The 24,019-nt window shown below is 58.6% G+C and carries 15 protein-coding genes and 1 pseudogene; 8 read left to right on the top strand and 8 right to left on the bottom strand.

Annotated elements, in window-relative coordinates:
- Window positions 1-92 precede the first annotated feature (92 nt).
- The 3 genes from CKA38_RS11500 to CKA38_RS11490 all read right to left on the bottom strand — a co-directional run bounded on the left by CKA38_RS11500 (window position 93) and on the right by CKA38_RS11490 (window position 6,143).
- On the bottom strand, window positions 93-2,075 hold the full coding sequence (locus tag CKA38_RS11500) for a DUF3857 domain-containing transglutaminase family protein (RefSeq protein ID WP_108825604.1): 1,983 nt from the start codon (window positions 2,073-2,075) through the stop codon (window positions 93-95).
- A 30-nt stretch (window positions 2,076-2,105) separates the two neighbouring features.
- On the bottom strand, window positions 2,106-3,998 hold the full coding sequence (locus CKA38_RS11495; protein ID WP_161554869.1) for a DUF3857 domain-containing transglutaminase family protein: 1,893 nt from the start codon (window positions 3,996-3,998) through the stop codon (window positions 2,106-2,108).
- A 171-nt stretch (window positions 3,999-4,169) separates the two neighbouring features.
- Window positions 4,170-6,143: a transglutaminase family protein gene (locus CKA38_RS11490; protein ID WP_108825602.1), complete on the bottom strand. Its 1,974-nt coding sequence runs from the start codon at window positions 6,141-6,143 to the stop codon at window positions 4,170-4,172.
- Between the two features lie 222 nt (window positions 6,144-6,365).
- Between CKA38_RS11490 and secG the strand changes: the two genes are divergently transcribed.
- Both secG and CKA38_RS11480 read left to right on the top strand, forming a co-directional pair.
- A complete protein-coding gene (gene secG, locus CKA38_RS11485) occupies window positions 6,366-6,758 on the top strand; it encodes a preprotein translocase subunit SecG (protein ID WP_108825601.1) in 393 nt (130 codons plus the stop codon).
- Window positions 6,759-6,795: 37 nt separating this feature from the next.
- A complete protein-coding gene (locus CKA38_RS11480; RefSeq protein WP_108825600.1) occupies window positions 6,796-7,722 on the top strand; it encodes a hypothetical protein in 927 nt (308 codons plus the stop codon).
- A 21-nt stretch (window positions 7,723-7,743) separates the two neighbouring features.
- Here the strand turns inward: CKA38_RS11480 and CKA38_RS11475 are convergent, their stop codons facing one another.
- Window positions 7,744-8,565, bottom strand: coding sequence for an RluA family pseudouridine synthase (locus CKA38_RS11475; RefSeq protein ID WP_108825599.1), 822 nt, complete (start codon window positions 8,563-8,565; stop codon window positions 7,744-7,746).
- Window positions 8,566-8,656: 91 nt separating this feature from the next.
- Window positions 8,657-11,515 carry an insulinase family protein gene (locus CKA38_RS11470; protein ID WP_152032831.1) on the bottom strand — a complete coding sequence of 953 codons (2,859 nt, stop codon included), beginning with the start codon at window positions 11,513-11,515 and terminating at the stop codon, window positions 8,657-8,659.
- 213 nt (window positions 11,516-11,728) lie between these two features.
- On the opposite strand from CKA38_RS11470, the gene pyrF reads away from it, so the two are divergent.
- The 5 genes and pseudogenes from pyrF (at window position 11,729) to mgrA (ending at window position 15,586) form a co-directional block, all read left to right on the top strand.
- Window positions 11,729-12,454 carry an orotidine-5'-phosphate decarboxylase gene (pyrF, locus tag CKA38_RS11465; protein WP_108826558.1) on the top strand — a complete coding sequence of 242 codons (726 nt, stop codon included), beginning with the start codon at window positions 11,729-11,731 and terminating at the stop codon, window positions 12,452-12,454.
- Window positions 12,455-12,511: 57 nt separating this feature from the next.
- Window positions 12,512-13,239, top strand: a pseudogene (gene ispD, locus CKA38_RS16975) (2-C-methyl-D-erythritol 4-phosphate cytidylyltransferase).
- A gap of 39 nt (window positions 13,240-13,278) precedes the next feature.
- Window positions 13,279-13,761, top strand: a complete 483-nt coding sequence (ispF, locus tag CKA38_RS11455; protein WP_108825597.1) for a 2-C-methyl-D-erythritol 2,4-cyclodiphosphate synthase — start codon at window positions 13,279-13,281, stop codon at window positions 13,759-13,761.
- Between the two features lie 90 nt (window positions 13,762-13,851).
- Window positions 13,852-14,535 (top strand): YceH family protein, encoded by a 684-nt coding sequence (locus CKA38_RS11450; protein WP_192881135.1) that lies wholly within the window; start codon window positions 13,852-13,854, stop codon window positions 14,533-14,535.
- A 58-nt stretch (window positions 14,536-14,593) separates the two neighbouring features.
- Complete coding sequence (gene mgrA / locus CKA38_RS11445) at window positions 14,594-15,586, top strand: L-glyceraldehyde 3-phosphate reductase (protein WP_108825596.1); 993 nt, start codon at window positions 14,594-14,596, stop codon at window positions 15,584-15,586.
- A 232-nt stretch (window positions 15,587-15,818) separates the two neighbouring features.
- Here mgrA and glyA read toward each other — a convergent pair whose 3' ends face one another.
- The 3 genes from glyA to CKA38_RS11430 form a co-directional block, all read right to left on the bottom strand.
- Window positions 15,819-17,093 (bottom strand): serine hydroxymethyltransferase, encoded by a 1,275-nt coding sequence (gene glyA, locus CKA38_RS11440; protein WP_108825595.1) that lies wholly within the window; start codon window positions 17,091-17,093, stop codon window positions 15,819-15,821.
- Window positions 17,094-17,336: 243 nt separating this feature from the next.
- Complete coding sequence (locus CKA38_RS11435; protein ID WP_108825594.1) at window positions 17,337-20,348, bottom strand: immunoglobulin domain-containing protein; 3,012 nt, start codon at window positions 20,346-20,348, stop codon at window positions 17,337-17,339.
- Window positions 20,349-20,952: 604 nt separating this feature from the next.
- Window positions 20,953-22,020 carry a M42 family metallopeptidase gene (locus CKA38_RS11430; protein ID WP_236919013.1) on the bottom strand — a complete coding sequence of 356 codons (1,068 nt, stop codon included), beginning with the start codon at window positions 22,018-22,020 and terminating at the stop codon, window positions 20,953-20,955.
- Window positions 22,021-22,269: 249 nt separating this feature from the next.
- On the opposite strand from CKA38_RS11430, the gene CKA38_RS11425 reads away from it, so the two are divergent.
- The gene (locus CKA38_RS11425) at window positions 22,270-23,997 is read left to right on the top strand and encodes a DEAD/DEAH box helicase (protein WP_108825593.1); all 1,728 of its coding nucleotides are present in this window, start codon (window positions 22,270-22,272) and stop codon (window positions 23,995-23,997) included.
- The last annotated feature ends 22 nt before the right edge of the window (window positions 23,998-24,019 follow it).

Raw genomic sequence — 24,019 nt, 5'->3', positions numbered from 1 at the left:
GCGCCAGGCAAATCGTGGAAATCTGAAGGCACATGAAAGGCTTTATGCATGCCGTGTCAACAACCCAGAGTTTTTTTTGGCGGCCAAAGAGCTCATTGCTCCTTGCTTAGCACCACCGGCGTTTGCTCGGCCTTGCGGATGGTTTCGAAGAAATCGCGCACGCTGGCGTAATCGGCGGCGGGGATTTCCGCTGCGTTCATCACGAGCGTGCGTTGATATTTCACGTGGTGCGTCGCGGCGTCATACGTGCACACGGCCTTGTAGCTTCCGAAGGGCGTTGCTGTTTCCACCAGCGGCGGCAGTTCGTCGACTTGAAATCCCCGCGGAATGTAAATGTCGCTCAGCTCACTGTAGGAACGCGGCTCAAGAACGACCGGATGCGTCCGCTCGGGTTTTGTGAGCGGAACAAAATCGCGACGACTCACAATCGCCGGCTTGAAGATCAGCAGCTTCCCGCGCATGGACTGCCCGTAACCCGGCGCGGCGAAATCCACCGTCATCTTGAACCTGCCCTGCTGTTGTTCGTCAACCGCGTCCACTTTTGAGATTTTCGCCGCGCGCACGGTGTCGTTGACCCATCCGCGAATCACCTCGTCAAACTTCACCCTGGGCAGGCGATGAATCGCGCGCGACCTCGCGGCGGCCTGCCCCGTGTATTGCTCGACGATGCGCCCGCCAATCGAGCCCGACTCAAAAACCTGCGCGGTGATCGTGCGATCCAGATGATTCGCCATCGGCGAGGTGAACGGCAGCCGCACCAGCCCGCCGTTTTCGCCCGCGAGCACAAACACGAGCGAGCCTTGCTGGTTGTAATCCAGATCGCCCAGCGGCGTGTAGGGATCGGTCGGGTCGAAGAACAACAACCGCCCGAGCGAGGGGTGCTCCACAATCATCGGCGAACTAATCGAGGGATCATCAATTTTGATCGCAATGATGGCATGGTTGAACTGCATCGGCGTCGGCCACGCCTCGGTCACAAAATACCGGTCGCCCGAAAAGGCCGTCACCGCATACGATTCAATGCCCGCAGCGGTGAACATGGCGCGCAAAAGCGCGGTCTTGTCCTTGCAATCGCCGTAACCGGTTCGCAGCACCTCGGCGGCGTTGCGCGGCGTGTAACCGCCGCCCCTGCCCACGTTCATTGCGATCTGCACATAGTTGATGCCCTGCGCGTGGCGCGCCAGCGCGTCGATGCGCTCCCAAAGCCCGGGGCCCGCCGCCGCCAGCAATTCGCGGGTCTTTGCCTCGACTGTCGCGTCGGGCGTGCTGGGTTTCACATAAAGCGCGGAATTATACAGGGAAACCGCCTTCCAGTCGGGAAACGTGACACGCGGCGGATTCCTCATGTCCGCGGGCGGTATCAGATCGATGTTCATGCGCGGTGCGATCTTGGATGACGAGGGGCTGAGCGGCTCGATCTTGAACGCGGGCAAATCGCGCATTTCCCACGTGTGGGTGTTGCCATTCACCACAGGCTGGACGGGCTCGTGGTTGATCATGCTCGCAACAACCGACCAGCCCTTCGGAATCTTGTAGGTCACACGAGACAGGGCAACCGGCTGTGTTGTATGAAAAGACCAGATGTTTTGCCCAAACACGCCCTTGTCCTCCACCGTGTATTCACAAGCGAAAACACAATCCTCAAACGCATCGGTGTAAGCGGAAAACCTGACCTCGCGCGACTCGGCGTAAACAGCCGCCGATGAAGTCGCGATATCGACTGTGTGGTTTTTTGTATAAGTTTTCCCCTCGCCATCGGGCCGGACCAGCCACGCCTTGAAGCCGGTAACCCTGTCGGTGGACGAATCGTATCTAATGATCACGCTCGCGGACGACCGGCCGTCGCGCGTCACCACACGCACCGCGCGCCTGGTCGCGGTGGTCATGCGCCCGCTGGAGGAAACCTCGCAGATTTCCTCGTCATGCAGCACGACCGCCGCCGTGTCCTTTTCCAGCGGCACCTGCCGTTGCGAGGCCTCGGCCAGCCACGGCGGCAGCTTCAGCTTCGCGGCATGAGCGCACGGGAAAAGGGCGAACATCGCGCAAGCCAGCAATAATGGGTATTTGTTAAACATGATTTATAGTCGGATTAATATGAATCGTGGTTATCCTCCCGAGCGAAGGGTCAGCGTATGCGAGTCCCTGGAATGCACGGTGTCGAATATGTATTTGACCGCCTTGTAGGCCTCGGCGGGCACGAGCAGCGGCGCGAAGGCAAACTCGCGCGTGTATATTATTTCGTTGGTCTTTTTTTTCAGCGCGATGCTGGTTTTATAATAACCCCAATTTCCCGGTTCCAAGTTAACCGGCGCGCTGCCCTCCTCCAGTGCGAAACCCGCGGGAACCTGAATCGTGACCTCGTCCTTGAACGACTCGCCGTATCTGAAAAACATATTGTGCGTGCGCGTGTCCCGCGTGAACCGGGCCGGTTCGCCCTTGGTAAAAAAGCACGGCTGTATGAAAAGCCGCTGCCCCGTGCGCTCGGCATAACCGGGAACCTTGACGCTGTATGTGAGCACCAGCGGCTTTAATACATTGCCTGAGTTGGTAACATTAATGTCGGTCAACTCGGCGTTGGGCAGCCGCGCTTGCACGTCTTCTTTCACTAGCTCCTCAATCCTCTTATCGGTCTCGTTGTGAAACTGGTAGCGCGCGGTAATCTCGGCCTGCCCGCTGTATTCGATGGTCACATCGCCGAACAGAGTGCCCTCTTCATTGAGGCGCAGTTTTGCGGTGCGTTTCGTGAGCGAGCGCTTGGCGGACGTCATGGCCGTCGTTATCCACTCCGCGCCCTTCGGCATGACAATCAAGGCGGGCACGCCCTCGTTTTGCCAGCGCAGCATGCCGAGGCTCACCATGTTGTGCGCGGGATCATACATGCGCCAGCCCTTGTCGAGTTTAACGGCAATGAATATCTCGTTGAGGTAATACTCGATGGGCAGCGTCATTTTGAAAACGCCGTCGTTGCGGTTGGCGCAGAGGGCGATGCGCGCATCAATGCCCGCCGCGCGGGCAAGTGCGACAAACAGCACGGGAATATCGTCGCTGTTTCCGAGCTTGGTTTTGATCAGTTCGTCGGGAGAGCGGTCTCGCATGGCGCGAATCTTTTCATCATGCCCGCCCTTCGGCGTGTAGACCCAGTAATTGACTATATTCGTGCGACAATAGTCGTTGATGCGCGCCAGTTTTTCCTCGGTGCTTGTCGCATTCGCAACGATGCGCGTCGCCGTCTCCCTCACGAGTTTGCTCGGTTTTTTTGCATAACGCTCAACCCTTTTGCCCGCATCTTTGGCAGTTTTCTCCCAAAATGCCTGGGCGGTCTGCCCGCGCATTACCGGATAAAACAATATCCACGGCTGTGCGTCCTGATCGGGTTCCATGCAGGGTTCGGGCACATGCGCGGGAAGGTTTTTCAGTTCAATACAATTGAAACCGTCATCGTCGTGCTGCACCTTCACCTCGTCGCATTTGTAAAAATAGGCCATTGTCTTGTAGCTGGCCGCGAGCGGCGCGGGTTTTATCCGGAAAACGGCGTGCCGTGTGGGTATCTCGCTCAGAAAATAGAAACGGGCCGCGACAATGTTGTCATTCGCGGTAATGCAGTATTTATACTCGGCGATATCGCCAGGTTCGAGTTGGGGAAATGAAAAGGAGCGCGTGCGCGCCTTCTTGCCGCCATACTTTATGGTAATACGATCATAAAACGCCTTTTCATCGACGTTAATAATCGTTCCGTCGGGCTTGATCACGCGAGCCCCCGAAGTGACAAAACGCTCACCGGGTTCGCAAGTGATGTCCACTTTGGTGAATTGCCTGACACCTTTTTCGTTGAAAATTTTGATTCGGAAATACTCATCGGTGGCGGGAGCTATGTATTCGCTGTCGTCGATTTGCCTCATTCTGAGGAGGATCTCCGCGCCCGCCTCGGGATCTATCGTGGAGGCCGTCGCTGAAAGCTCCTCCGGCGTCGGCGCAATCCAATCAACAAAGGCAAGCATGCGTTGATGCGCTGGAATTCTGTCATAGGCGCGAGCAAATGAATGCGTCAGAAATACCGCTAGAATACAAAGGACTGCCGGGAGCTTGTATTTTCGAAACATAATATGGGGTTGAGAATGCGAATTTGTTGAATGAACGCAGATGGAGCGGGGCCTAATGGTTGATGATTTTTATTCGCCCGCGCGGATTGTCAGCGTGTGCGAATCCTGGAGGTGCACGAAATCGAAGATTCTTTTGACGTCGGAATACTTCGCCGCGGGCATGTGCACGGGCAGGAATTCGAAAATGCGATTATAGATGATCGTGTTCTTGGTGCGGTTGAGGGCGATCTCGATGCTGTAACGCCCCCACTTGGTTCGATCCACCACTTTGGGCGCCGAACCCTCCTCAATCTTGTAGCCCGCCGGAAGCGCGATCACGACGTCATCCTCATCAAGCGAGGGATAGTTGAAACGGATGTCGTATGCGCGCGATTCCGCCGTGAAGCGGGCGTCCCGTCCCTTGCTGAAAAAGCCCGGCTGGAAAAACAACCTCTGGCCCGCGCGCTCCGCATACGCGGGCACCCGCACATTGTATGTGATCACGAACGGCTTCGTCGCATCGTCCAGATTGGCAATGGCCGCGCCGGACAACTCGGCATTGGGGAAGCGCGCCTGCACGCTTTCGCGAATTATTTCCTCAACCCTGTTTTGTGTTTCCGACCTGAACCGCTCGCGCGCGTCGCACGCGGGGTGCCCCGAAAGCGTTATGCTCACATCGCCCTCGATCCCGCCTTCCGCGTCGAGACGCAGGCGGGCCGTGCGTTTCACGGGGGATTTTTCCACGGGAGACATGGGCGTGACCTGCCAGCGAAACCCGCGCTCCCGCGGAATCATGACAACCTGACTCTCATTAACCCAGTGCAACATGCCCGTGGACACATCGCGGTGCGCGGGATCGTAAAAATGCCACGTATCCATGATGTGCGCCGCGACCAGCGGGTCGGGCAACTGCCTGATTGAGGGCATGTCCTTCAAAAATGCCCCATTGGTTTTTCTCGCGCTCAACGCAAGTTTCACATCCTGGCCAATCGCCTTGGCAAGCGCGATGAACAGGATGTTGATTTCCAGAGTGTCGCCGGATTTGGCCTTTATCACATCGGCTGGTTTTCGCGGCCCCTTGTTGCGTCTCGACGACTCCTGCTCCCCCGGCTGCGTGTCGTGGTCTGTGTTCTTTATTTGGATACGGCAGTAGTCGTTGATCGCCGCCAGACGATCCTCGGGCATGTCGAGCCCCTTTGTGATGGCGGCGGCGGTTTCATTCACGAGCTTGTTGTTTCTCTTGGTCGTCTCCTCCACAATTGCGGCAAGCCCGCGCGAGATGAAGGACCAATGCATCGACGGGCTTCCATAGGTCGGATAAAAAACCATCCACGGGTGAACATCGGCCGCGAGCGGCATGTAGGGTTCCGTGCCGGCGGCCTTGAGGTCGGTCATTTCTATGAAGGCGAATCCATCCTTTCCGCGCTGCAACTTATGCTCCCCGCAATGGCGGAAAAAGCCCATCGTGCGAAATCCGGGCGGAAGCGGCTGGGGCTTTATGCGAAAGAGCACGCGGCGAGTGGGCATTTCGCTCATAAAATCCAGCTTGAGCGCGATGATGTTCTCCGTCGCCCGCCGCCGCCACTTGTATTCCACGATCATGCCTGGCTCGACGAGCGGAAACGAAAACGAGCGCACGCGCACGCGCAAGTTGCCGTATTTGATGATCTCGCGGTCGTAAAAGTCCTTTTTATCAACATTGATGATCGTGCCGTCGGGTTTGATAACGCGCGCCTCAATGCTTCTGATGCGCTCGGTTTTCTCGTCATAGGGCACGTCGATCTTGGAAAGCTCCCTGACGCCTTTTTCGTTATACACTTTTATGCGAATGTATTCATCGGTGACTCCCCTGCGGCCGCTGTCGTCGATTTGTTTGACGCGGTGGAGGATCTCCGCGCCGGCGTCGGGATCGATCATGGATGCCACGGCCTCGCGGTCCTCGTCGGTTATGGGCAGCCAGTCGAGCGCGCAAAGAAACGGGATGGTCGCGACAAATAAAAACGCCGCAAAAAACATCCGCATCGATCCGCGCAAGAGGGTCGCAAACAAAGACAGGGGCAACATGCCACAATTTTTGTCGGCAAATTATTATGATTTAAAGCCCGCATTTTCGAAAAAACGACAGTGGCAAAAACCTCCACCGGGTAAATTCGAAGCGAACGGCAGCCGCAAGCCTCGCTTTTGCCGCTTGCCGCGCCCGCGCATGAAATTGCCCCTAAAATCGAGACCCCGTGCTCGCATGTTGACAAACCGCGTTTCAGTCTGCTTTCTCCTCATCTTTTTCCAATGAGCATTCTTCTCACAGTAGGTATTCTTGTCCTGGTTTTTGTCTCCATCATTGTCGTGCTTCTTGTTCTCATGCAACGCGCCAAGAACGACGGCGGCGTCGGCGCGGCCATGGGCGGGGGCATGGCCGAGGCCACCTTCGGCGCCGAAACCAGCAATGTGCTCAGCAAGGCGACCATCAAAGGCGCGGTTATTTTCTTCGTCCTGGCCTTCGCCCTTTACCTCGGCTACATCTATGTGGCGAACCGCGGCACCTCGGGCGTTCTCGCTCCCGAAATCGCCGCACCCGCCGCGCCCGTGACATCGCCGCAAAACACGACAGTGGAGGCAACCCCCGCCGCGACTCCGGCGGGCACGCCCGCGCCGGAAGCTCCCGCTCCCGCGCAGCAATAACGCGGCACTTGCGCCACCAGCCATTGTCACAGACACAATGACCACCGGCGGCAAAACCATCCCGGGGCAGGCGATTATTTTCGCCTGCCTTTTCTGTATTTTCGGCACGGCGCACGCCTTCGCCCAATCGCGCAGCATCACGCCATCCGTTCCCGATTACCGGCAGGCCGCGCCCGTTGACCAGGACAAGGGCCGCGCGATTCTCGAAGCCATCCGCACAAGCGCCATCGACGGCGATTTTTATTTCGAGTTCCAACTCATCCTGCGCCCGAAGGGAACCAGCACGCGCACGATCATCCCCGGACGCATGTGGGGCAGTCGCAACGAACGCGGGCCGGTCACGCGCATCACGCTCCGCCCCGGCTCGCAAAACGACGAGCGCGACCTCCTCGTCCAGAGCGGCCCGCAAAGCGCCGTGTGGACTTATTCGCGCAACAACAACACGAACGGCGGCCAAGCCGGGTCCGCGTCATCCGCCGCCGCGCGACTTGATCCCTCGGCGATGTTCGAGCCGCTTGCGGGCACGGACCTCAGCGCCTTCGAACTCCAGATGCCCTTCATCCACTGGAACGACCACACCTACGAAGGATTGAGATCGGGCAACTTCCGCGTCACGCACGCGTTCCTGATGCGCCCGCCCGCCGAGATCGCCAACGCGCGCCCCGACCTGACCGGCGTGCGCCTTTATTACGACGAAGGCTATCGCACGATCACCGTCTTTGAAATCCTCGGCCCCGGTGGCGCCGTGAAAAAAACGATGCGCCTGAAGGATTTTCACAAAGTGTCCGACATGTTTTTCCTGCGCAAAGCGGAACTCCGCAACGAAACCACGGGCAACGGCACCGACTTCAACGTGTTGCTCACGGGCGTGAAACTCGATCTTCCGCGCGACATCTTTTCCCCCGAAAAACTATCCGTTTCCGTCGAGCCCCCTCCGCTCAAGACACTCTGGAAATCGCGCTGAACCAGCGTCCTTTCGGCGCGCTCACGCCAGCCACTTCGAGCAATCAAAACCCCGTTCGCGGCCAAACTCCAGCATGTCGGCCGCCGGCGGCGCGCGAAAAACATAGTCCACGCCCGCAGCCCTCAAGTCGATCTCCGCGCAGTGCAACGCCTGCCGAGCCATCAGCAATCGCCCCGCCAGTTTCGGCGTCCACCCCGTCTCGATAAACTCAAGAAACAAACGCGCGTCGGGACCGTAGATTTTGTCGCCAACGAGCGAATGCCCGAGCCATTGCGCGTGCGCGCGGATTTGGTGCTTGCGCCCGGTTTCCGTGGTCACCCGCGCGAATGTGAAACCGCCCGAACATTGCAACGGCTCGAACCGCGTGCGCGCCGACTGCCCCTGCCCTGCGCGCACGACCTTGTTTTTAATCGCGACCGGACAATCGTAATCGGGACCAAGCGGTTGATCGACCGCGACCACCTCGCGCATCTCGCCGCATAGTATCGCAAAGTATGCTTTGTCATACTTCCGATTCTGCGCGGCCATCTGCAAACGCCGCGCCGTCCTTGGATCGCGCGCATACACCACCACTCCGCTCGTCTCGCGATCCAGGCGAAAAATCAAGTGCGCCGCCGCGTCGCCGAAATGCTCGCGCACCGCGCCCGACAGGCTCGACCACGGGCCGTCCTTCGACGGATGGCACGGAATGTCGCCCGGTTTGTTGATTGCGATAATGCGCTCGTCCACATGCATCACGCACGCAACGAGCTCGTCGCGCGTGAGCTTTTTGATCACGCCCTCGCCGTGCTCCTTCGCGCGCCGCACCCAGGGGCCGATCGGCTTTTCGTAATCAGCACTCATAACGGAAGCACAGACATTCCTGTCCGTGCCTTGGATTGGCCGAATAATTTCCGCACAGACAAGAATGTCCGTGCCGCATTGATAAACACGCTCACTTGTAGCTCCGCGTCTTTTTCCACTCGGCGCGTTTTTCGAAATCAAACGTCGGCTTCGGCGCGTTCGCGTCGGATGGCTCGTGGTCGCGCGAGAAGGCGAGCACGGTGATTTGTCCGCGCGTTTTTTCATCAAACGCGTTTTTCAGTATTTCGACGGCGCGCGCCTTCGTGAGTTTGTCGAGCGCGGCGAGTGTTTGCGCGCGGCGCTCCCAATCCGCGTTGTAATCGTAGGCGAGCGCGTAGAGGCGGCTGGCTCGCTCGTCGATTGACTTGTCCTTTTCCTCAAGGCGCGAGCGGGCGCCGGCGATGATCTGCGCCCACGCGGCATCGTCGAGCGCGGCGAGTTGATCGGGCAGCGCGCCGATGAACGCGAGCGCGCGCTTTTCCAATTCGTCCGCCGGATGATTGCCCGACTGAATGATAAAATAGGCGATGCTCTCGGTTTTCCCGGGTGCCGCGCCGCCGCTGACGATGTAGCCGAGTTGCTGGCGCGTGCGCAGTTCCGTGAAAAACGGCTCCGCCACAAATATGCCGAGCGCGACTGCCGCCGCGCGCATCTCCGGCGAGGTATCGCCGAGTTTGTAGCGCAGCACCATGGCGGAATTGTTGACGATGAGCTTCTCGGTTGCCCGCACTTCCGCGCCCGCCGCAATCTCCAGATAACGATCCCGCAGCAGCGCGCTTTCGGGCGCGGGCTTGTGGCTGCGGAATTTTCGCGCCAGCGCGACGGCGTCATCACCGGTGACGTTGCCGTAAATGAGCGCCTCGACCTTGCCCGTTTTGTAGAGCGTGCGCGCAAAGGCGCGCACGTCGGCGAGCGTCATTTTTTCGGCGGCGGCGATCTGCTCGTCGGGACGGTAAACGAACTCGCCGGTGATGCTATTGAGCGTCGTCATGGCGATACGGTAGGCGTCGCCACGCTCGAAATTGCGGAGGCCGCGAACAGTGTAATCCTTCACTGCAGCAAAGCGTTCCTCGCTAAGTTCAAAGTCGACGAGATGGGATAAAATCGTGTCGAGAAGACGCTCGGCAGATTCGTTATAGCCACTGATCCTAAGCGTAACGCCGTTGGTAAGCGAAGTGGAAACACGCGCACTGAGCCCAGCCTCTCCTGCAACATAAGTGATTTCGTTGAGCGCCTCGTTGACGCATGCCGCATAGTAATTAAGCGCAACGGCATTTTCGAGTGATGCAAACGAACGCGGAAGACGGAAGTTGAATATTTGCGTAACCATTGGGCGCTCGAATTCAGTGTCCTGTGAATAATAAAGACTGAGTCCGGGTTCGTTGATGAGGAGCATCGGTGTGACGGCGTGCACAGTTGAGTTAGCCGGAATATAGGGATTTGGCTCGGGCAAGTGAATCGTGACACCCTTGGGCAATGCCGATGAGTTGAGTGCTGTGATGAGCTTGTCATAAGCGGGACCAGTCTCTTCACGGTAGCTATACTTGGTGCCGTAATATTTTTCGGTTGCATCGGTATCGACGCCCTTGGCTACAAGGCTGACGAGCATGTTGTCTGGTCGAAGATACGAAAGAAATTTTTCGTAGGCTTCGGAATCTTCGCGAAGCCAGAGGTAAGGAACACGCTCGGCGATCGAAAGCGGGCACGTCGCGATCTGGTTTGCGAGAAAAACAGCCCGTTGAGAACCTTCGCCCTTGTCGTCATAGAGTTCGTCGAGCGCAGCCATCATCTTTCGCTCGTTAAACAAATAGCCAGGATACCCGGCGCGGCGCATATCGGCGATGGTGGAGAAAACGAGATCAAGCACGCGTCCGTAATTTTGCAACCCTTCGGGCGTGAGCGCCACGGATATCTGAAAACGTCCATAATCCTGTGTCTCATCACCGCCATAGGCACTGAGTCCAGTGGCAAGCCCTTCCGCCTTGAGTTGCGACAGCAAACTACCCTTACCTTCATAGCCGAGAATAAAACGCAAAAGGTGATCGGGCTTTGACGCCCAGTAGCGCTGAATGGCGGGCATGCGAAACTCGAGTCCAAGCTCGCGCCCATCGATGATGGGCTCGACGCGAACGATACGCAGTGCCGGCTTTTCCGAAAGATAGTCGGGATCATAGCGAATCGGGCCGAGCTTTCGATTGACTATGGGAGAGAAATACTGGCGAACCCACTGCTCCATCTGGTCGAGGCTCGCGCGCCCTGTAAGCGCAAGCGTCATGCGGTCGGCACTGTAGTGCTTGTTGTAGAAATCGAGCAATTCCTCGCGCGACACGCCCGCGAGCGTGTCGCTGTTGCCTGTGCCGAAATGATTTGCCGGATGATCCGCCCTGTAAAGCGAACGGCGAACCTGCCAGTAACGCCATCTGTCGTTTTCGAGATTTTTCTGATTCTCGGAATTGACCGCGTTCAACTCGCGCTCGGTGAACTCCGGCGTGAAAAGCGGCGCGATAAAAAATTGCGCGAACCGGTCGAGCGCGCCCTCGAACGCCTCGTGGCGAATCTCGAAAAGGTAGTTCGTGTGGTCGTCGGCGGTGTAGGCGTTGTTATAGCCGCCGTTGCTGGTAAGGTAGTTTCCGTAATCGTTTACGTCGGGATATTTTTCCGTGCCGAGAAAAAGCATGTGCTCGAGGAAATGCGCGAGCCCCTGCCTGTCGCGAGGATCGCTGAGCGACCCCGCGCCCACGGCGAGCGACGCGGCGGACTTGTTGAGCTTCGGGTCGGAGAGCAGGATGACCTTGATGCCGTTGTCGAGCGTGAAGCGGCGATATTCCGACTGGTCGTTCGCGAGCCGCTTGAGCGGCGGCACCGCGGGCTCGTTGTTTTCCGCGCGAACAAACGGAAGCGCGAGCAAACACAAAACAAATAAAAACCGGCGCACGGACTTGTGATTCATGGCAATGATTTTTGCGAGCACTCCGCAATCGCCGCAACCAGAAATCGGAGCCCAAATTATGAAGGTTTATTTATGAAAATAAAGAGCGCCCGGCATTTGACCACAGAAACCCAATGCCCGGCGTCCAAATCATTATCCAAAAACTGCGATTGCAACCCGCGCCCCGCGCATCCTACATTTCGCGTCACGCAATCCGCATTCAACACTTCCGCAATGTCCACCGACCTGATTCTCGCACTCGACGTTCCAACCCGCGAAGAAGCCGCGCCCCTGCTCCGCCAATTGCGCGGATCGCTCAACTGGGTGAAAATCGGCCTGCAAATGTTCACCGCCCACGGCCCCGATTATGTCCGCGCCGTCGCCGACGAGGGATTCAATGTTTTTCTCGATCTCAAGCTCCACGACATCCCCAACACCGTCGCCAAGGCCGTTGAATCGCTCGCGCCGCTTCCCATAGGCATGCTGACGCTCCACACCTGCGGCGGACGGGAAATGATGGTCGCCGCGCAAAAAGCCGCAGCGCAAACCAAGCCCGGGCTGCTCCTCCTCGGCGTCACCGTCCTCACCTCGACCAATGCCGCCGGCCTCGCCGAAACCGGCGTCAACGCCGCTCCCGAGTCCCAGGTTTTGCGCCTCGCAAAACTCGCCACGGACGCGGGTCTGCGCGGCCTCGTTTGCTCGCCGCTCGAAGTCCCCGTGCTTCGCCGCGAGCTTCCCGCGCACATGCAACTCGTCACGCCCGGCATCCGCTCCGCCGCCGCCGCGGGCACCGACGATCAAAAGCGCACCATGACTCCCGCCGAGGCGGCGCGCGCGGGCTCGTCATTCATCGTTGTCGGCCGCCCCATTCTCAAGGCTCCCGATCCCGCCGCCGCCGCCCGCGCAATCATGGAGGAACTTGGACAGCGTCACAACCAGACGCAGGCCAATGATGGATGACGCGCCTGTATTCGTTTTACTTTCCGCTTCCCAACTCTTAACTTTTAACTTCCAAAAATGAGCCGCACCGCAGCCATCTTACTCGCCGCAGGATCAAGCAAGCGCATGCAAGGCGCAGTCACCGACAAGGTGCTCGTCCCCCTCGGCGGACGTCCGCTTTTCGCGCATTCCGTCGCAGCATTCATGGAAAGCGGCGTCGCCGATCTCTACATCGTCACCACCCGCGACCAGCGCCAGCTCACCGCGCTTTCCGCCTACGCGCCGACTCCCGCCATTTTTGTGCGCGGCGGCCGCACACGGCAGGCCTCGGTCGCCGCCGCGCTCGAGGCGCTGCCCCCGACATCGAGCATGTTTTCATCCACGATTGCGCGCGCCCCTTTGTGCGCCCCGAACAACTCGTCGGCCTGCTCAAGATCGTCCGCCGCGAACACGCCGTCGTGCTCGCGCACCGCGTGAGCGACACCATCAAGCAACACTCCGGCGAGGGCCGCCTCAAAACAATCGACCGCGCCAATCTTTGGGCGATGGAAACTCCGCAGGTTTTCAGCCGCGAGCTCATCACCAGGGCCTACACCCGCATCATCGACCGCGATCTGGAGATCACGGACGACGCCGCCGCCGTGGAACTCCTCAACCATCCCGTCGCGCTTTTGGAAAACCCCCACCCCAACCCGAAGCTCACCACGCCCGCCGACCTCTCCTATTTTGAGTTCATCAACAACTCCATCGAGCGCATCGCCGAGGAAAATGCGCTTTGGAACAAAAGCGCCGCGCCCTCAAATTGAGTCGCTCCGCAAAAAAAACTGAAACGTTCCACTCTAAAAATGCCCATCCGCATCGGCCACGGTTATGATATCCATCGCACCAAAGCCGGACGCCCCATGATTCTTGGCGGCGTCCGCTTTGCCGAGTCGCCCATCGGTCTCGACGGCCACTCCGACGCGGACTGCCTCACGCACGCCATTTGTGACGCCCTCCTCGGCGCCGCCGGCCTCCCCGACATCGGTCACTTTTTTCCGAACACCGATCCCGCCTGCAAGGACATCGATTCGCAAATCCTCCTCCGCCGCGTGATCGCCACCCTTGCCGAGCGCGGATGGAGCCCCGTCAACATCGACGCCACGCTCATCGCCGAGCAACCGAAAATCCAGCCCCGGCTCGATGAAATGAAAAACACACTCGCCGCATCGCTTGGCATCGCGACCGATTGCATCGGCCTGAAAGCGACGACCAACGAGGGCTCCGACGACATCGGCCGCTCCCTCGCGATCGCCGCCCACGCCGTCGCCCTCATCAGCAAACCCTGAGCCCGTTCGCGGCTGCCCGCGGCGGCCACGAGTGTTGTTTTTTGAGCAACGCCCTTGCGCAGAATCGAGCGCGCGGTGATGCTTGCGCGCATGACAACAGAAACGCAGCCCGATTTGACTCCCTCAAATCCCAACATTCTTTCGCCGCTCGAAGCGCGCGTGCTCGGTTGCCTGATTGAAAAGGAACTCACCACGCCCGACATCTATCCGCTCACGCTCAACGCGCTTGTCAACGCCGCCAACCAGCGCAACAACCGCAACCCGATTCTCGCCGCCACGCACGAGGACATCGAGCATGCGCTCGACGGCCTGCGCCAGAAACGGCTCGCCACGCACTTCGCCGGCGCGGAGGCGCGCGTCGCTAAATTCAGGCACATGCTCGACCAGGTTTATCCGATGGAGTCGACCGCCCGCGTGATTCTTGCCGAACTGCTCCTGCGCGGTCCGCAAACCACCGCAGAGCTCCGCACACGCGGCGAACGCATGGCCGCCATGCCCGCCACCGTCGGCGAATTGGAGCAAATTCTCGCCGATCTCGCCGCGCGCGCCGAACCGCTCGCGCGCAAACTCCCTCCGCAACGCGGGCAAAAAGAGGCGCGCTGGGCGCAACTCCTGACGGGCGAACCCGTCGCCGATGCGCCGGAAGCCACCCCGGTCACTGTCACGCAAACGCTTCCTCCCGAAGTCGAGCAGCGCCTCGCCGCGCTGGAGGCGGAAGTCGCGCGTTTACGCAACGAACTCGAAACGCTTCACAAAGCGCTCGGGGGCGCGTAAGAGGAAAAACTTAAATTCTAAAAAAATCCAAAATCCTTAACCGATCTCACAATAACTCATGCACACACCCTCTCCCTCGCGCTATTCGGACTCCTCAATCTACAAACGCTGCGGCCGCAGCGGGCTGAAACTTTCGCGGCTCTCGCTCGGGCTGTGGCACAACTTTGGCGACAACGTGTTTTTCGAAAATGCGCGCACGCTCGTTTTGCATGCGTTCGACAAAGGCATCACGCACTTCGACCTGGCCAACAACTATGGCCCGCCTCCGGGCAGCGCGGAAACCAACTTCGGACGCATTCTCCGCGAGGAACTCGCCGCCCATCGCGACGAACTCATCATTTCCACCAAGGCCGGTTACCTGATGTGGGACGGCCCCTACGGCGAATGGGGCGGCCGCAAATACATGCTCGCCTCGCTCGACCAAAGCCTCAAGCGACTCGGCCTCGACTACGTGGACATTTTCTACTCGCACCGTTTCGACCCCGAAACACCCCTTGAGGAAACCATGGGCGCGCTTGCGCATGCGGTGCGTTCCGGCAAGGCGCTTTACGCCGGGCTGTCCAACTACAATCCCGATCAAACGGCCCGCGCCGCCGCGATCCTCCGCGACCTCGGCACACCCTGCCTGATCCACCAGCCGAAATACCACATGTATGAACGCACGCCGGAACACGGCCTGCTCGACGTGCTCGCGCGCGAAGGCATTGGCTGCATTCCCTTTTGCCCGCTCGCGCAAGGGCTGCTCACGGATCGCTACCTGAACGGCATCCCCGCCGATTCGCGCGCCGCGCACGATCCGCGCTTCCTGAAACCGGAGGATATCACCGAGGCCAAGCTCGCGCAGCTTCGGGCGCTCAATGAAATGGCAAAAGCGCGCGGACAATCCCTCGCGCAATTGGCGCTCGCCTGGGTTTTGCGTCAGCCGGTGGTGACGACCGCGCTCATTGGCGCAAGCAAAACCAAGCAAATCGATGACAACCTCGGCGCGTTGAAAAACACAGACTTCAGCGACGCGGAAATCGCAAGCATCGACAAAATCCTGGCATCGTGAGCATCCGCAAAATCGCGTGTTACCGCAGGGGCGCGTCGCATAGCGCCTAACTTCTTTATCTTTTGCCGCACGCCAAAGGCGCCAGCAAACAAGCTCGCGCCGATGGGGCACGCACCCCGCGTGCGCGCCCGCGCATGTGAATGACTTTTGCTGATGCGTTCACACAAAAAAGGCGCGCTTAAAGCGCGCCCTGCAATGCCGTCGCTTTATGACGCGACGTCGAAAAATGACCTTACGCCATCGTGTAGGGCAGCGGGTATTTTGCCGTCAGCTCGAGGACGCGTTTTTTGGACGCCTCGATCGCGGTGGCCTCGTCGGGCGTGCCGATTGCCTTCAACACTTGGTCGATGCACATGGCGATGTCGTCCATGTCGGCCTCATTCATGCCGCGCGATGTCACCGCCGCCGTGCCGAGGCGGATGCCGGACGCCTGGAAGGGCGAGCGTGTCTCGTAGGGCACGGTGTTTTTGTTGCAGGTGATGTTGGCCAGATCGAGCGTTTCCTGCGCCTTCTTCGCGGTGAGCTCGGGAAGGTTCGCGCGCAAATCGACGAGGAAGAGGTGGTTTTCGGTGCCGCCGGAGACGATTTTATAACCGCGTTTTTCCATCGCGGCGCAGAGCGCCTTGCAATTGGCGGCGAGCTGCGTCGTGTAGGCCTTGAACTCGGGCTTGAGGCACTCGGCGAAGCACACTGCCTTGGCGGCGATGACGTGCATGAGCGGGCCGCCCTGGCCGCCGGGGAACATGGCGGAGTCAATCGCCTTGGCGTGCTTTTCCTTGCACATGATCAAGCCGCCGCGCGGGCCGCGCAGGGTTTTGTGCGTGGTGGTGGTGACGAAATCAGCGTAGGGCACGGGCGACGGGTGGATGCCGGTGGCGACAAGGCCTGCGATGTGCGCGATGTCGGCGAAGAGATACGCGCCGACGCTTTGCGCGATTTCCGACATGCGCTTGAAGTCGATGATGCGCGAGTAGGCGCTGGCGCCGACGGTGATCATCTTGGGCTGCTCGGCGGCGGCGACTTTGGCGAGCTCGTCGTAGTCGATGAGGCCGTTGTCCTCGCGCACGCCGTATTGCACGAATTTGTAGAGTTTGCCGGAGAAATTGGCGGGGTTTCCATGCGTGAGGTGTCCGCCGTGGCTGAGGTTCATGCCGAGGATTTTGTCGCCGGGCTGGAGCACGGCGGTGTAAACGGCGAAGTTGGCCTGCGAGCCGGAGTGCGGTTGCACGTTGGCGTGCTCGGCGCCGAAGAGTTTTTTGGCGCGCTCGATGGCGAGTCGCTCGACCTGGTCAACGAATTCGCAGCCGCCATACCACCGTTTGCCGGGATAACCCTCGGCGTATTTGTTGGTGAGGACGCTGCCTTGGGCTTCCATGACGGCGGGCACGACAAAGTTTTCCGAGGCGATGAGCTCGATGTGGCTTTGCTGGCGCCCGAGTTCGGACTTGATGCAGTCGTAGATTTCCGGGTCGAGTGTTTTGAGCGGTGTGGCGTTGAGCGTGGTCATGAGGAAAAGGGAAATACATCGCCAAACAGCGAGGGCTGGCAAAGAAAAAATCCCAAATCCCGAAATCCTGAAAAATCTCCAAGCAGACGTTTGGACAGAATGGACAGAATGAACAGGATTTGAGGCGAATAGCACCAAGACAAAGGCAGTTGCCCGTTTGCAACGGTCGCACGGACATTTCTGCCCGTGTCGTGATTCACGGCATCTTTTGCACAGTCAGGAATGTCCGGGCTGCCTTGTAATCTATCCGCGCTGCGCGCGCAGGCGCAGAGCCCCAAGAATCGCGAAAACTCCAAGATACAACAGGCTTGGGGCACCACCACCTCCACCGCCGCCAGAATTGTCGTTGCCGCTGGTGTTGACGATGAGCGTGGCGGCATTGCTGGTGACGGTGCCGGACGCATTGGCCACAATGACCGCGTAGCTGCCTGCGTGGGATTGCTGCGCGTTGCTTATCGTATGGCTCGAGCCGGTCGCACCGGAGATGTTCACGCCTCCTTTTCGCCATTGGTATGTCAGGTTGTTGCCGGTCGCCACGGCACTGAGGGTTGCGCTGCCGCCGACATTGATTGTTTTCGACACGGGATGCGTCGTGATAACGGGCGCGGCGAGCGCCCCAACCGTCACGGTGAACGCGCCGGATGTCACGATTTCACCGTCGGAGGTCGTCATTGCCACAGTGTAGGCTCCGGCATGCGTGGCCGCGCTCGCGTTGGTAACGGTATGAGTGGCGGCAGTCGCGCCAGTAATGGCAAAGTTGTCACGATACCACTGGCGCGTGGAAGGCGTGAAACCGCTTGCGTTTGCCGTGAGTGTGAATCCGCCAGAAGTTGGCACATGGGCACTAGTGTTGGTCTTGCTTGAAGCATTGCCTGACACGCTTGCGCTGATGCTGGCGGTGCCGTTGGTCATGACGGGAGTATGCGAGTATTTGCCCGCAGTGTTTCCCGCATAGGCCGTGATGAGATTTGCCAGCACGGTGGCGCTTAGCGGCGTGCCGATGCCCGCTGGTTGCATGACGTGCGAGTAGGCGGGGACAAACACCGTGTCGTCGCCCGTCGCGCTGGGGTTGGAGCCGGAAGTCGCGGTCGTGAAGTTGCCCGAAGCGCGCAGCAATCCGGTGGATTGTTTGGCGAGCGGGTTGATTGTGTTTTGGTAGATATTGTTGATCGAGAGGATTTGCGCGTCCGCGCCCGCGCTGGTCGCACTGCTGTTGTCCGTTGGGGTGAAATAATTGTTGAACATGTAAGCGCGCGCGTTGGTTGCGGATGGCATGTCGGTTTTCAGGCCGTCGCTCCACAGGTTGTTGTGAAGGAGGATGCCGGTGCCCGCGCCCGCATTGGAGATGGTCATGGCCGAGCCGCCGCCAGTCATCGCGGTGAATTTATTCCACGAGAAGGTGATGTTGTCCGCGCCGTCCGTGATGATGACGGGCGTGTCGGTGAACGTGCAATGTGTAATCTCAACATCAACAGCGCCATTGATTGCCAGCGTGCCGTCGGTGAAGTTAATGCCAAGGATGACGATGCCGTTTGCATTTTCCGGAATGGTAAGACTGCCGATGATGCCGGAATTGTGACTGGCTCCGACAATGGTTTTACCGGAGGCCACGGTTGCACCGCCGACCAATGAAAGAGGAACGTTGTCGTCCACGGTGATTGTCGCTACGCCGGGCGCTTCGAGTTGGTCTTTAAGTAATTGCGCAACAGCCTTTCTAGCAACATTAACAAGGAAAACGCCATCCGGACGGTTTGCGATGTCATAGGCGACGAGACCGTAGTCAATGGGTTGAGCGAGAACAAAGGCGTCGGGAGGCAAGGTTCCGGTTTTGTCGTGGATAATACGTATCTCGGTTTTGCCAATATTGGAGTAGTCAATGGATTCAATGTCGAGGCGGCCTTTGCCAGTCATGCCGTTGGTGAGAACGAGGCTGTCCGTGCCCGCGTTGGCGATGGAAATGGTGCCAAGGGAACCGGACAGGGTTAAGCCACCCTCAAGAGCAGTTTTCTCAGAAATCCTCCAAGTGCCGCCGAGGGTGAAGCCTCCGTTAAGATAGATGGGAATATTATTGGCGAAGGTGGAGAGTGAGAGGGTGGCGCGTTCATTTACAACGAGATCGCCTGTGAGCTGGCCGCCGCTGTAGAGCACAATAGAGACGGAGGAAGTTCCTGAAAGAGTGATGCCGCCATTGATGGAGGATCCCTGCTCAAGTCGGAAAACGCCGGTGGAGGAGCCGGTGGTGGTTATGCCTCCTGAAACGACGGTGTTGCCGCTGAAAGGGAGGTCAATCGTGGAGGCACCAGCAAGCGAGAATCCGCCAGTGATGACGGAATTGTGGACGGCGGCACGACGATTGTTGATGTCGAGACCGTAGCGATTCTGGAGGGTTGCGGTGCCATCAATCGAAATACCACCAGTGACAGACGAATTGATGAGATCAATGTAAGTGTTGGTGGAGCCCGAGAGGATGAAACCTCCGTCAATGGGGGTGTTGGAAAACTGAAGCACCAAGTTGCCCCGGTTGGTGAGTTCGATGTCGCCCGTCCAAGAGGAATCATAGACGTAGAGGATGGCTTGATTGCTGCGTTGAGCGGCCTCAGTGCCCGTTATGATCATGCCGCCATCAAAGACAGCGTTGGAGGCGGTAAGGGTTAGCAGGTTACCACTGGTTTCCCTATAGCCACTGCCGGAGACCATCATGATGCCGCCGGAGAAAGTGGAGTCGAAGATGAAAAATTTGGTGTTGCCCGAGCGGGGAACCTCGTGGCTCCCACCGGTGGCGATACGGGTAGCCGCAACCTTTCCGGAAACGGTGGAGCTTTGGACAATAATGTCAAAATAGTCCCCGTCTATGGTGCTTACAGGCGTGAGTATGCCGCCGGGATCGTCGGCATCCATGTTGAGGTCAATAGCGGTAGCACTTCCGGAAGTAAGAACGGTATTTTTCAGGATGACGGTGCTCCGAGTGCTGGCAGTGTTATTGTTTTGGGAGGCCAGACGAATGATGGGCGAATCCGCACCAGCGGTAGAAAGGGACCCACCGGTCACAGTAATGCTCACCCAACCACCAATCTGTTGAAACACAGGGGAGTGATCGAGAGTAGTAGTAACATCGGTGTTGAGCAAAGTGGCATCGCCTGTGGTGGCGGTGGTGGCTATCCAGTTAAAGACGATACCCGCTTCAATAGCGCGGATAGTGGTGTCCTCGAGGGTGATGGTATTGGCACCCGAGCCGGATCCGTAGGTGCCCCCCATATGTTGACATCCTGGCCTTCGAAGTGCGCGGAATTACCCGCCCCTTCCTGATTACCGTTCAAATAGATGGTTTTGGAGCCATTGCCGCAGGCATGCGCGCTTTTTGAAATAGTGCCACCGCCAAGGTAATAGTGAGTGCCGGTGACAGTGGGCAGCAATGGCGTTTGCGTTGCACTTCGCACGGTCAGCGCGGAATTCAGAAGCAAAATTACTGATAAGACGAAAAAGACGCGGGGGAGCATGGGCAATATGGTCGTTTGTTGTATGCTTAAATCTTATGAGTTCAACCAGTTTTGTAGCAGTCATGCATCCAATAAAAAAAGGACGCATCTAATTGCGTCCCATACAAGGCACCCGAGATGAAGCCCAAAGGAAGACGCTTTCGATGCGCGCTCCCAACGGGAGCGCATATCAGCGGTGCTTCCTTGGCGAAATTTCTCGGGGTTCTGTATAAACAGCGGCCGAAGCTACGCGAAGTGGCCTGCTTCTAAATGGTTAGAAGTTGGCGATAAATGAGTTGATGGTGGAAGACAGAGTGCGTCTGACTGTATTTTGTTTGGAAGTGGCAAGTTTGACTTCTTACAATAGTGAAAAATATGGCGATTCACCAATGCGCGTAGTCGCCTTTTTCGAGGGAGAGAGCGAAGGCGGCTAGGAGTTTTACGCAGGCTTCGACGTCCTCAAGATCGACCATTTCGCTCGGGGTGTGCATGTAGCGGAGAGGGACGGAGATCAGGCCAGTGGCGACTCCACCACGGCCCATTTGCAGCGCGCGGGCGTCGGTGCCGGTCGGGCGCGGATCGGCCTCAAGCTGGTAGGGGATGCGGAGTTTTTTGGCGCACTTGACGAGGCGGTCGTAAACTTTCGGGTTGATGTTCGCGCCACGGCAAATGATCGGGCCGCCGCCAAGCGTGGTTTCGCCGTATTTGCGATTGTCGCAATCGGGGTGGTCGGTCGCGTGGCCGACGTCGATGGCAATGGCGATGTGCGGGTTGACGGCATAGACGGAGGTCGCGGCGCCGCGCGTGCCAATTTCCTCCTGCGAGGTCGCAACGGAGACGACTTTGGCCGCGAGTTTTTTCTTTTGTTTGGCGAGTCGGCGAATGACTTCGCCGACGGCATAGGCGCCGACTTTGTTGTCGAAGGCGCGGGCGGCGCCGATGCTGCCGTTGATGAGCTCGAACTCGTGGTCGTAGGTTGCGCAGTCGCCGATGGAAACGCGGGCGAGCGCGTCTTTTTTGGAACGCGCGCCGATGTCGATCCAGATTTCGTGAATCTCGGGGACTTTTTTGCGGTCGGCCTCGTCCATGAGGTGAATGGCTCGTTTTCCGGTGACGCCTTTCACGGGGCCGTTGGCGGTTTGGATGATGACGCGGCGCCCGGAGATGACGGTGCGGTCGTGCCCGCCGATGGTTTGGAAGTAGAGGTAGCCGTCCTTGTTGACGTAGGTGATGAGGAGGCCGAGCTCGTCCATGTGACCGGCGAGCATGAGGACGGGGTCGCCCTTGGGATTGAGCGTGGCGAGGCGGTTGCCCATGGCGTCCTTTTCGTAAACGTCGGCGTGAGTTTTGACGTGTTTGTCGAAAGCTTTTTGGGCTTCGAATTCGTAGCCCGAGGGAGAACGGGCGTGGAGAAGGTCGGTGAGGAATTCGGGGGCTGTGTATTTGCTCATAATGGCGCGAAGCCTGCTCGGTGCTCGCTGATTCTGCAAATCTCAAATCTCAGATTTCGGACTTCAAAAGGGGCTGGTGCTAGAAACAGATTTCGAAATTTGAGGACAGGATTAACGGGATTTGGAGTTTATTGGCGTTTGCGCGACCAGAGGGATTGAATCCTGTTCATTCTGTTAATCTTGTCCTGAAAATTTCGCCCGCAAAATCTACGGCTCGCTTTGAGACGCGCAACGTGCATCGTCCGGCAAATGAGCAATCTCCGTTTTTCCGAACTCGGCTTGTCCGCCGAAATATTGAAGGCCGTTGACAAGATGGGTTTCGAGGAGGCGTCGCCAATCCAGACCGCCGCGATTCCGCCGATCATGGCGGGCGAGGATATTGTCGGGCTTTCGTCAACCGGCTCGGGAAAAACGGCGGCGTTCGCAATTCCGATGGTCGAGAAGATCGATCCGAAAATGCGCAAGGTGCAAATCCTCGTGCTTTGCCCGACGCGCGAGCTGGCGGTGCAAGTGGCGGAGGAGGTTGCGAAAATCTCGCTTTTCAAACGCGGCGTGCACGCGGTGCCGATTTTCGGCGGACAATCGTATGACCGGCAATTTCGCGCGCTGGAAAGCGGCGTGCAAATCGTGATCGGCACGCCGGGGCGCGTGATCGACCACATCGAGCGCGGCACGCTGCGGCTCGACGAGCTCAAGATGCTCGTGCTCGACGAGGCCGACCGAATGCTCGACATGGGGTTCCGCGAGGACATCGAGCGCGTGCTCACGCAGGTGCCGACGGAGCACCAAACGTTGTTTTTCTCGGCGACGATGCCCCGGCAAATCGAGGAGTTGATCCGCAAATACAGCCGCAATCCGAAGCGCATCAAAATCGAGGCGGTCGCGCAAAACGCGCCCCAGGTTGACCAGGTTTATTTCGAGGTGGAGCGGCGCTCGAAGATCGAGGTGCTCACGCGCATCATCGACATAAACGATTTCCGCTACGGCATTGTTTTTTGCAGCACGAAAGTGATGGTTGACGAGCTCGACGAGCACTTGCACGCGCGCGGCTACGCGACCGAGCGGCTGCACGGCGACATTTCGCAGGCGCAGCGCACGCGCGTGATGGACAAGTTTCGCCGGCGCGGATTTGAGTTCCTGATCGCGACCGATGTGGCGGCGCGCGGGCTCGACGTGGACGACCTCGAGGTCGTGTTTAACTTCGACCTGCCGAACGACGCCGAGGATTACACGCACCGCATCGGGCGCACGGGCCGCGCGGGCAAGTCGGGCAAGGCATTCACGTTTGTTTCGGGACGCGAGCTCTACTCGCTGCAAAACATGATTCGTTACGGAAAGTTGAAAATTCGCCGCGAAAAAATACCGTCGCTCGACCTCGTGGAGGAAGCGCGTGAAAACCAGTTTTTCGAAAAGCTACGCAGCACCCTCGACGCCGCGGAATATCGCAAGCAGGATCGCCTGATCGACCGCCTGCTCGAGCAGGGTTATGCGAGCACGGACATCATCGCGGCGGTGATTCACATGACGATTGGCGGCGAGGGTGATAAGAAAACCGCGCCCCCGGCGCAGATTGATCTGCCGCCGGAAAAGGCCGACTGGAAAAAGAAACCTTTTGCGGACAAGCCGAAGAAACAGGGCAAGCCAGACAACGCGGGCAGACAGAACAAGTCGGCGTTCAAGACTGCTAAACAGAAATACGACCGTCCGGCGCGCACGGGACGCGAGGCGGGCTTCGTAACTTTGTTTTTCAACGTGGGACGCAAGCAGCTTGTCACGCCGGCGGACATTGTGGGCAAGGTCGCCGGGGTCACACGGCTGCCGGCGGATGTAGTGGGCGCAATCGACATTCATCAGCGGCACACGTTTGCCGACGTGCGCGAGGAACACGCGGAATTGATCATTGAAAAGGTGAACGGCATCCGCATCCGCGGTGAATCAGCTTGCGTGGCACTTGCCGACCCGGAGCAAATGGAGTGAGTGCAATGCAATACAACGCATA

The sequence above is a fragment of the Ereboglobus luteus genome (assembly GCF_003096195.1).
In the GTDB taxonomy this organism is placed as follows: domain Bacteria; phylum Verrucomicrobiota; class Verrucomicrobiia; order Opitutales; family Opitutaceae; genus Ereboglobus; species Ereboglobus luteus.
Note: the sequence above shows the minus strand (reverse complement) of the source record. Positions and strands in the feature narration are given on the sequence as shown.

Coding starts and splice junctions, on each gene's coding strand:
- CKA38_RS11500 (WP_108825604.1), bottom strand. CDS start 2,075: ATGTTTAACAAATACCCATTATTGCTGGCTTGCGCGATGTTCGCCCTT.
- CKA38_RS11495 (WP_161554869.1), bottom strand. CDS start 3,998: ATGCTTGCCTTTGTTGATTGGATTGCGCCGACGCCGGAGGAGCTTTCA.
- CKA38_RS11490 (WP_108825602.1), bottom strand. CDS start 6,143: ATGTTGCCCCTGTCTTTGTTTGCGACCCTCTTGCGCGGATCGATGCGG.
- secG (WP_108825601.1), top strand. CDS start 6,366: ATGAGCATTCTTCTCACAGTAGGTATTCTTGTCCTGGTTTTTGTCTCC.
- CKA38_RS11480 (WP_108825600.1), top strand. CDS start 6,796: ATGACCACCGGCGGCAAAACCATCCCGGGGCAGGCGATTATTTTCGCC.
- CKA38_RS11475 (WP_108825599.1), bottom strand. CDS start 8,565: ATGAGTGCTGATTACGAAAAGCCGATCGGCCCCTGGGTGCGGCGCGCG.
- CKA38_RS11470 (WP_152032831.1), bottom strand. CDS start 11,515: ATGAATCACAAGTCCGTGCGCCGGTTTTTATTTGTTTTGTGTTTGCTC.
- pyrF (WP_108826558.1), top strand. CDS start 11,729: ATGTCCACCGACCTGATTCTCGCACTCGACGTTCCAACCCGCGAAGAA.
- ispF (WP_108825597.1), top strand. CDS start 13,279: ATGCCCATCCGCATCGGCCACGGTTATGATATCCATCGCACCAAAGCC.
- CKA38_RS11450 (WP_192881135.1), top strand. CDS start 13,852: ATGACAACAGAAACGCAGCCCGATTTGACTCCCTCAAATCCCAACATT.
- mgrA (WP_108825596.1), top strand. CDS start 14,594: ATGCACACACCCTCTCCCTCGCGCTATTCGGACTCCTCAATCTACAAA.
- glyA (WP_108825595.1), bottom strand. CDS start 17,093: ATGACCACGCTCAACGCCACACCGCTCAAAACACTCGACCCGGAAATC.
- CKA38_RS11435 (WP_108825594.1), bottom strand. CDS start 20,348: ATGGGGGGCACCTACGGATCCGGCTCGGGTGCCAATACCATCACCCTC.
- CKA38_RS11430 (WP_236919013.1), bottom strand. CDS start 22,020: ATGAGCAAATACACAGCCCCCGAATTCCTCACCGACCTTCTCCACGCC.
- CKA38_RS11425 (WP_108825593.1), top strand. CDS start 22,270: ATGAGCAATCTCCGTTTTTCCGAACTCGGCTTGTCCGCCGAAATATTG.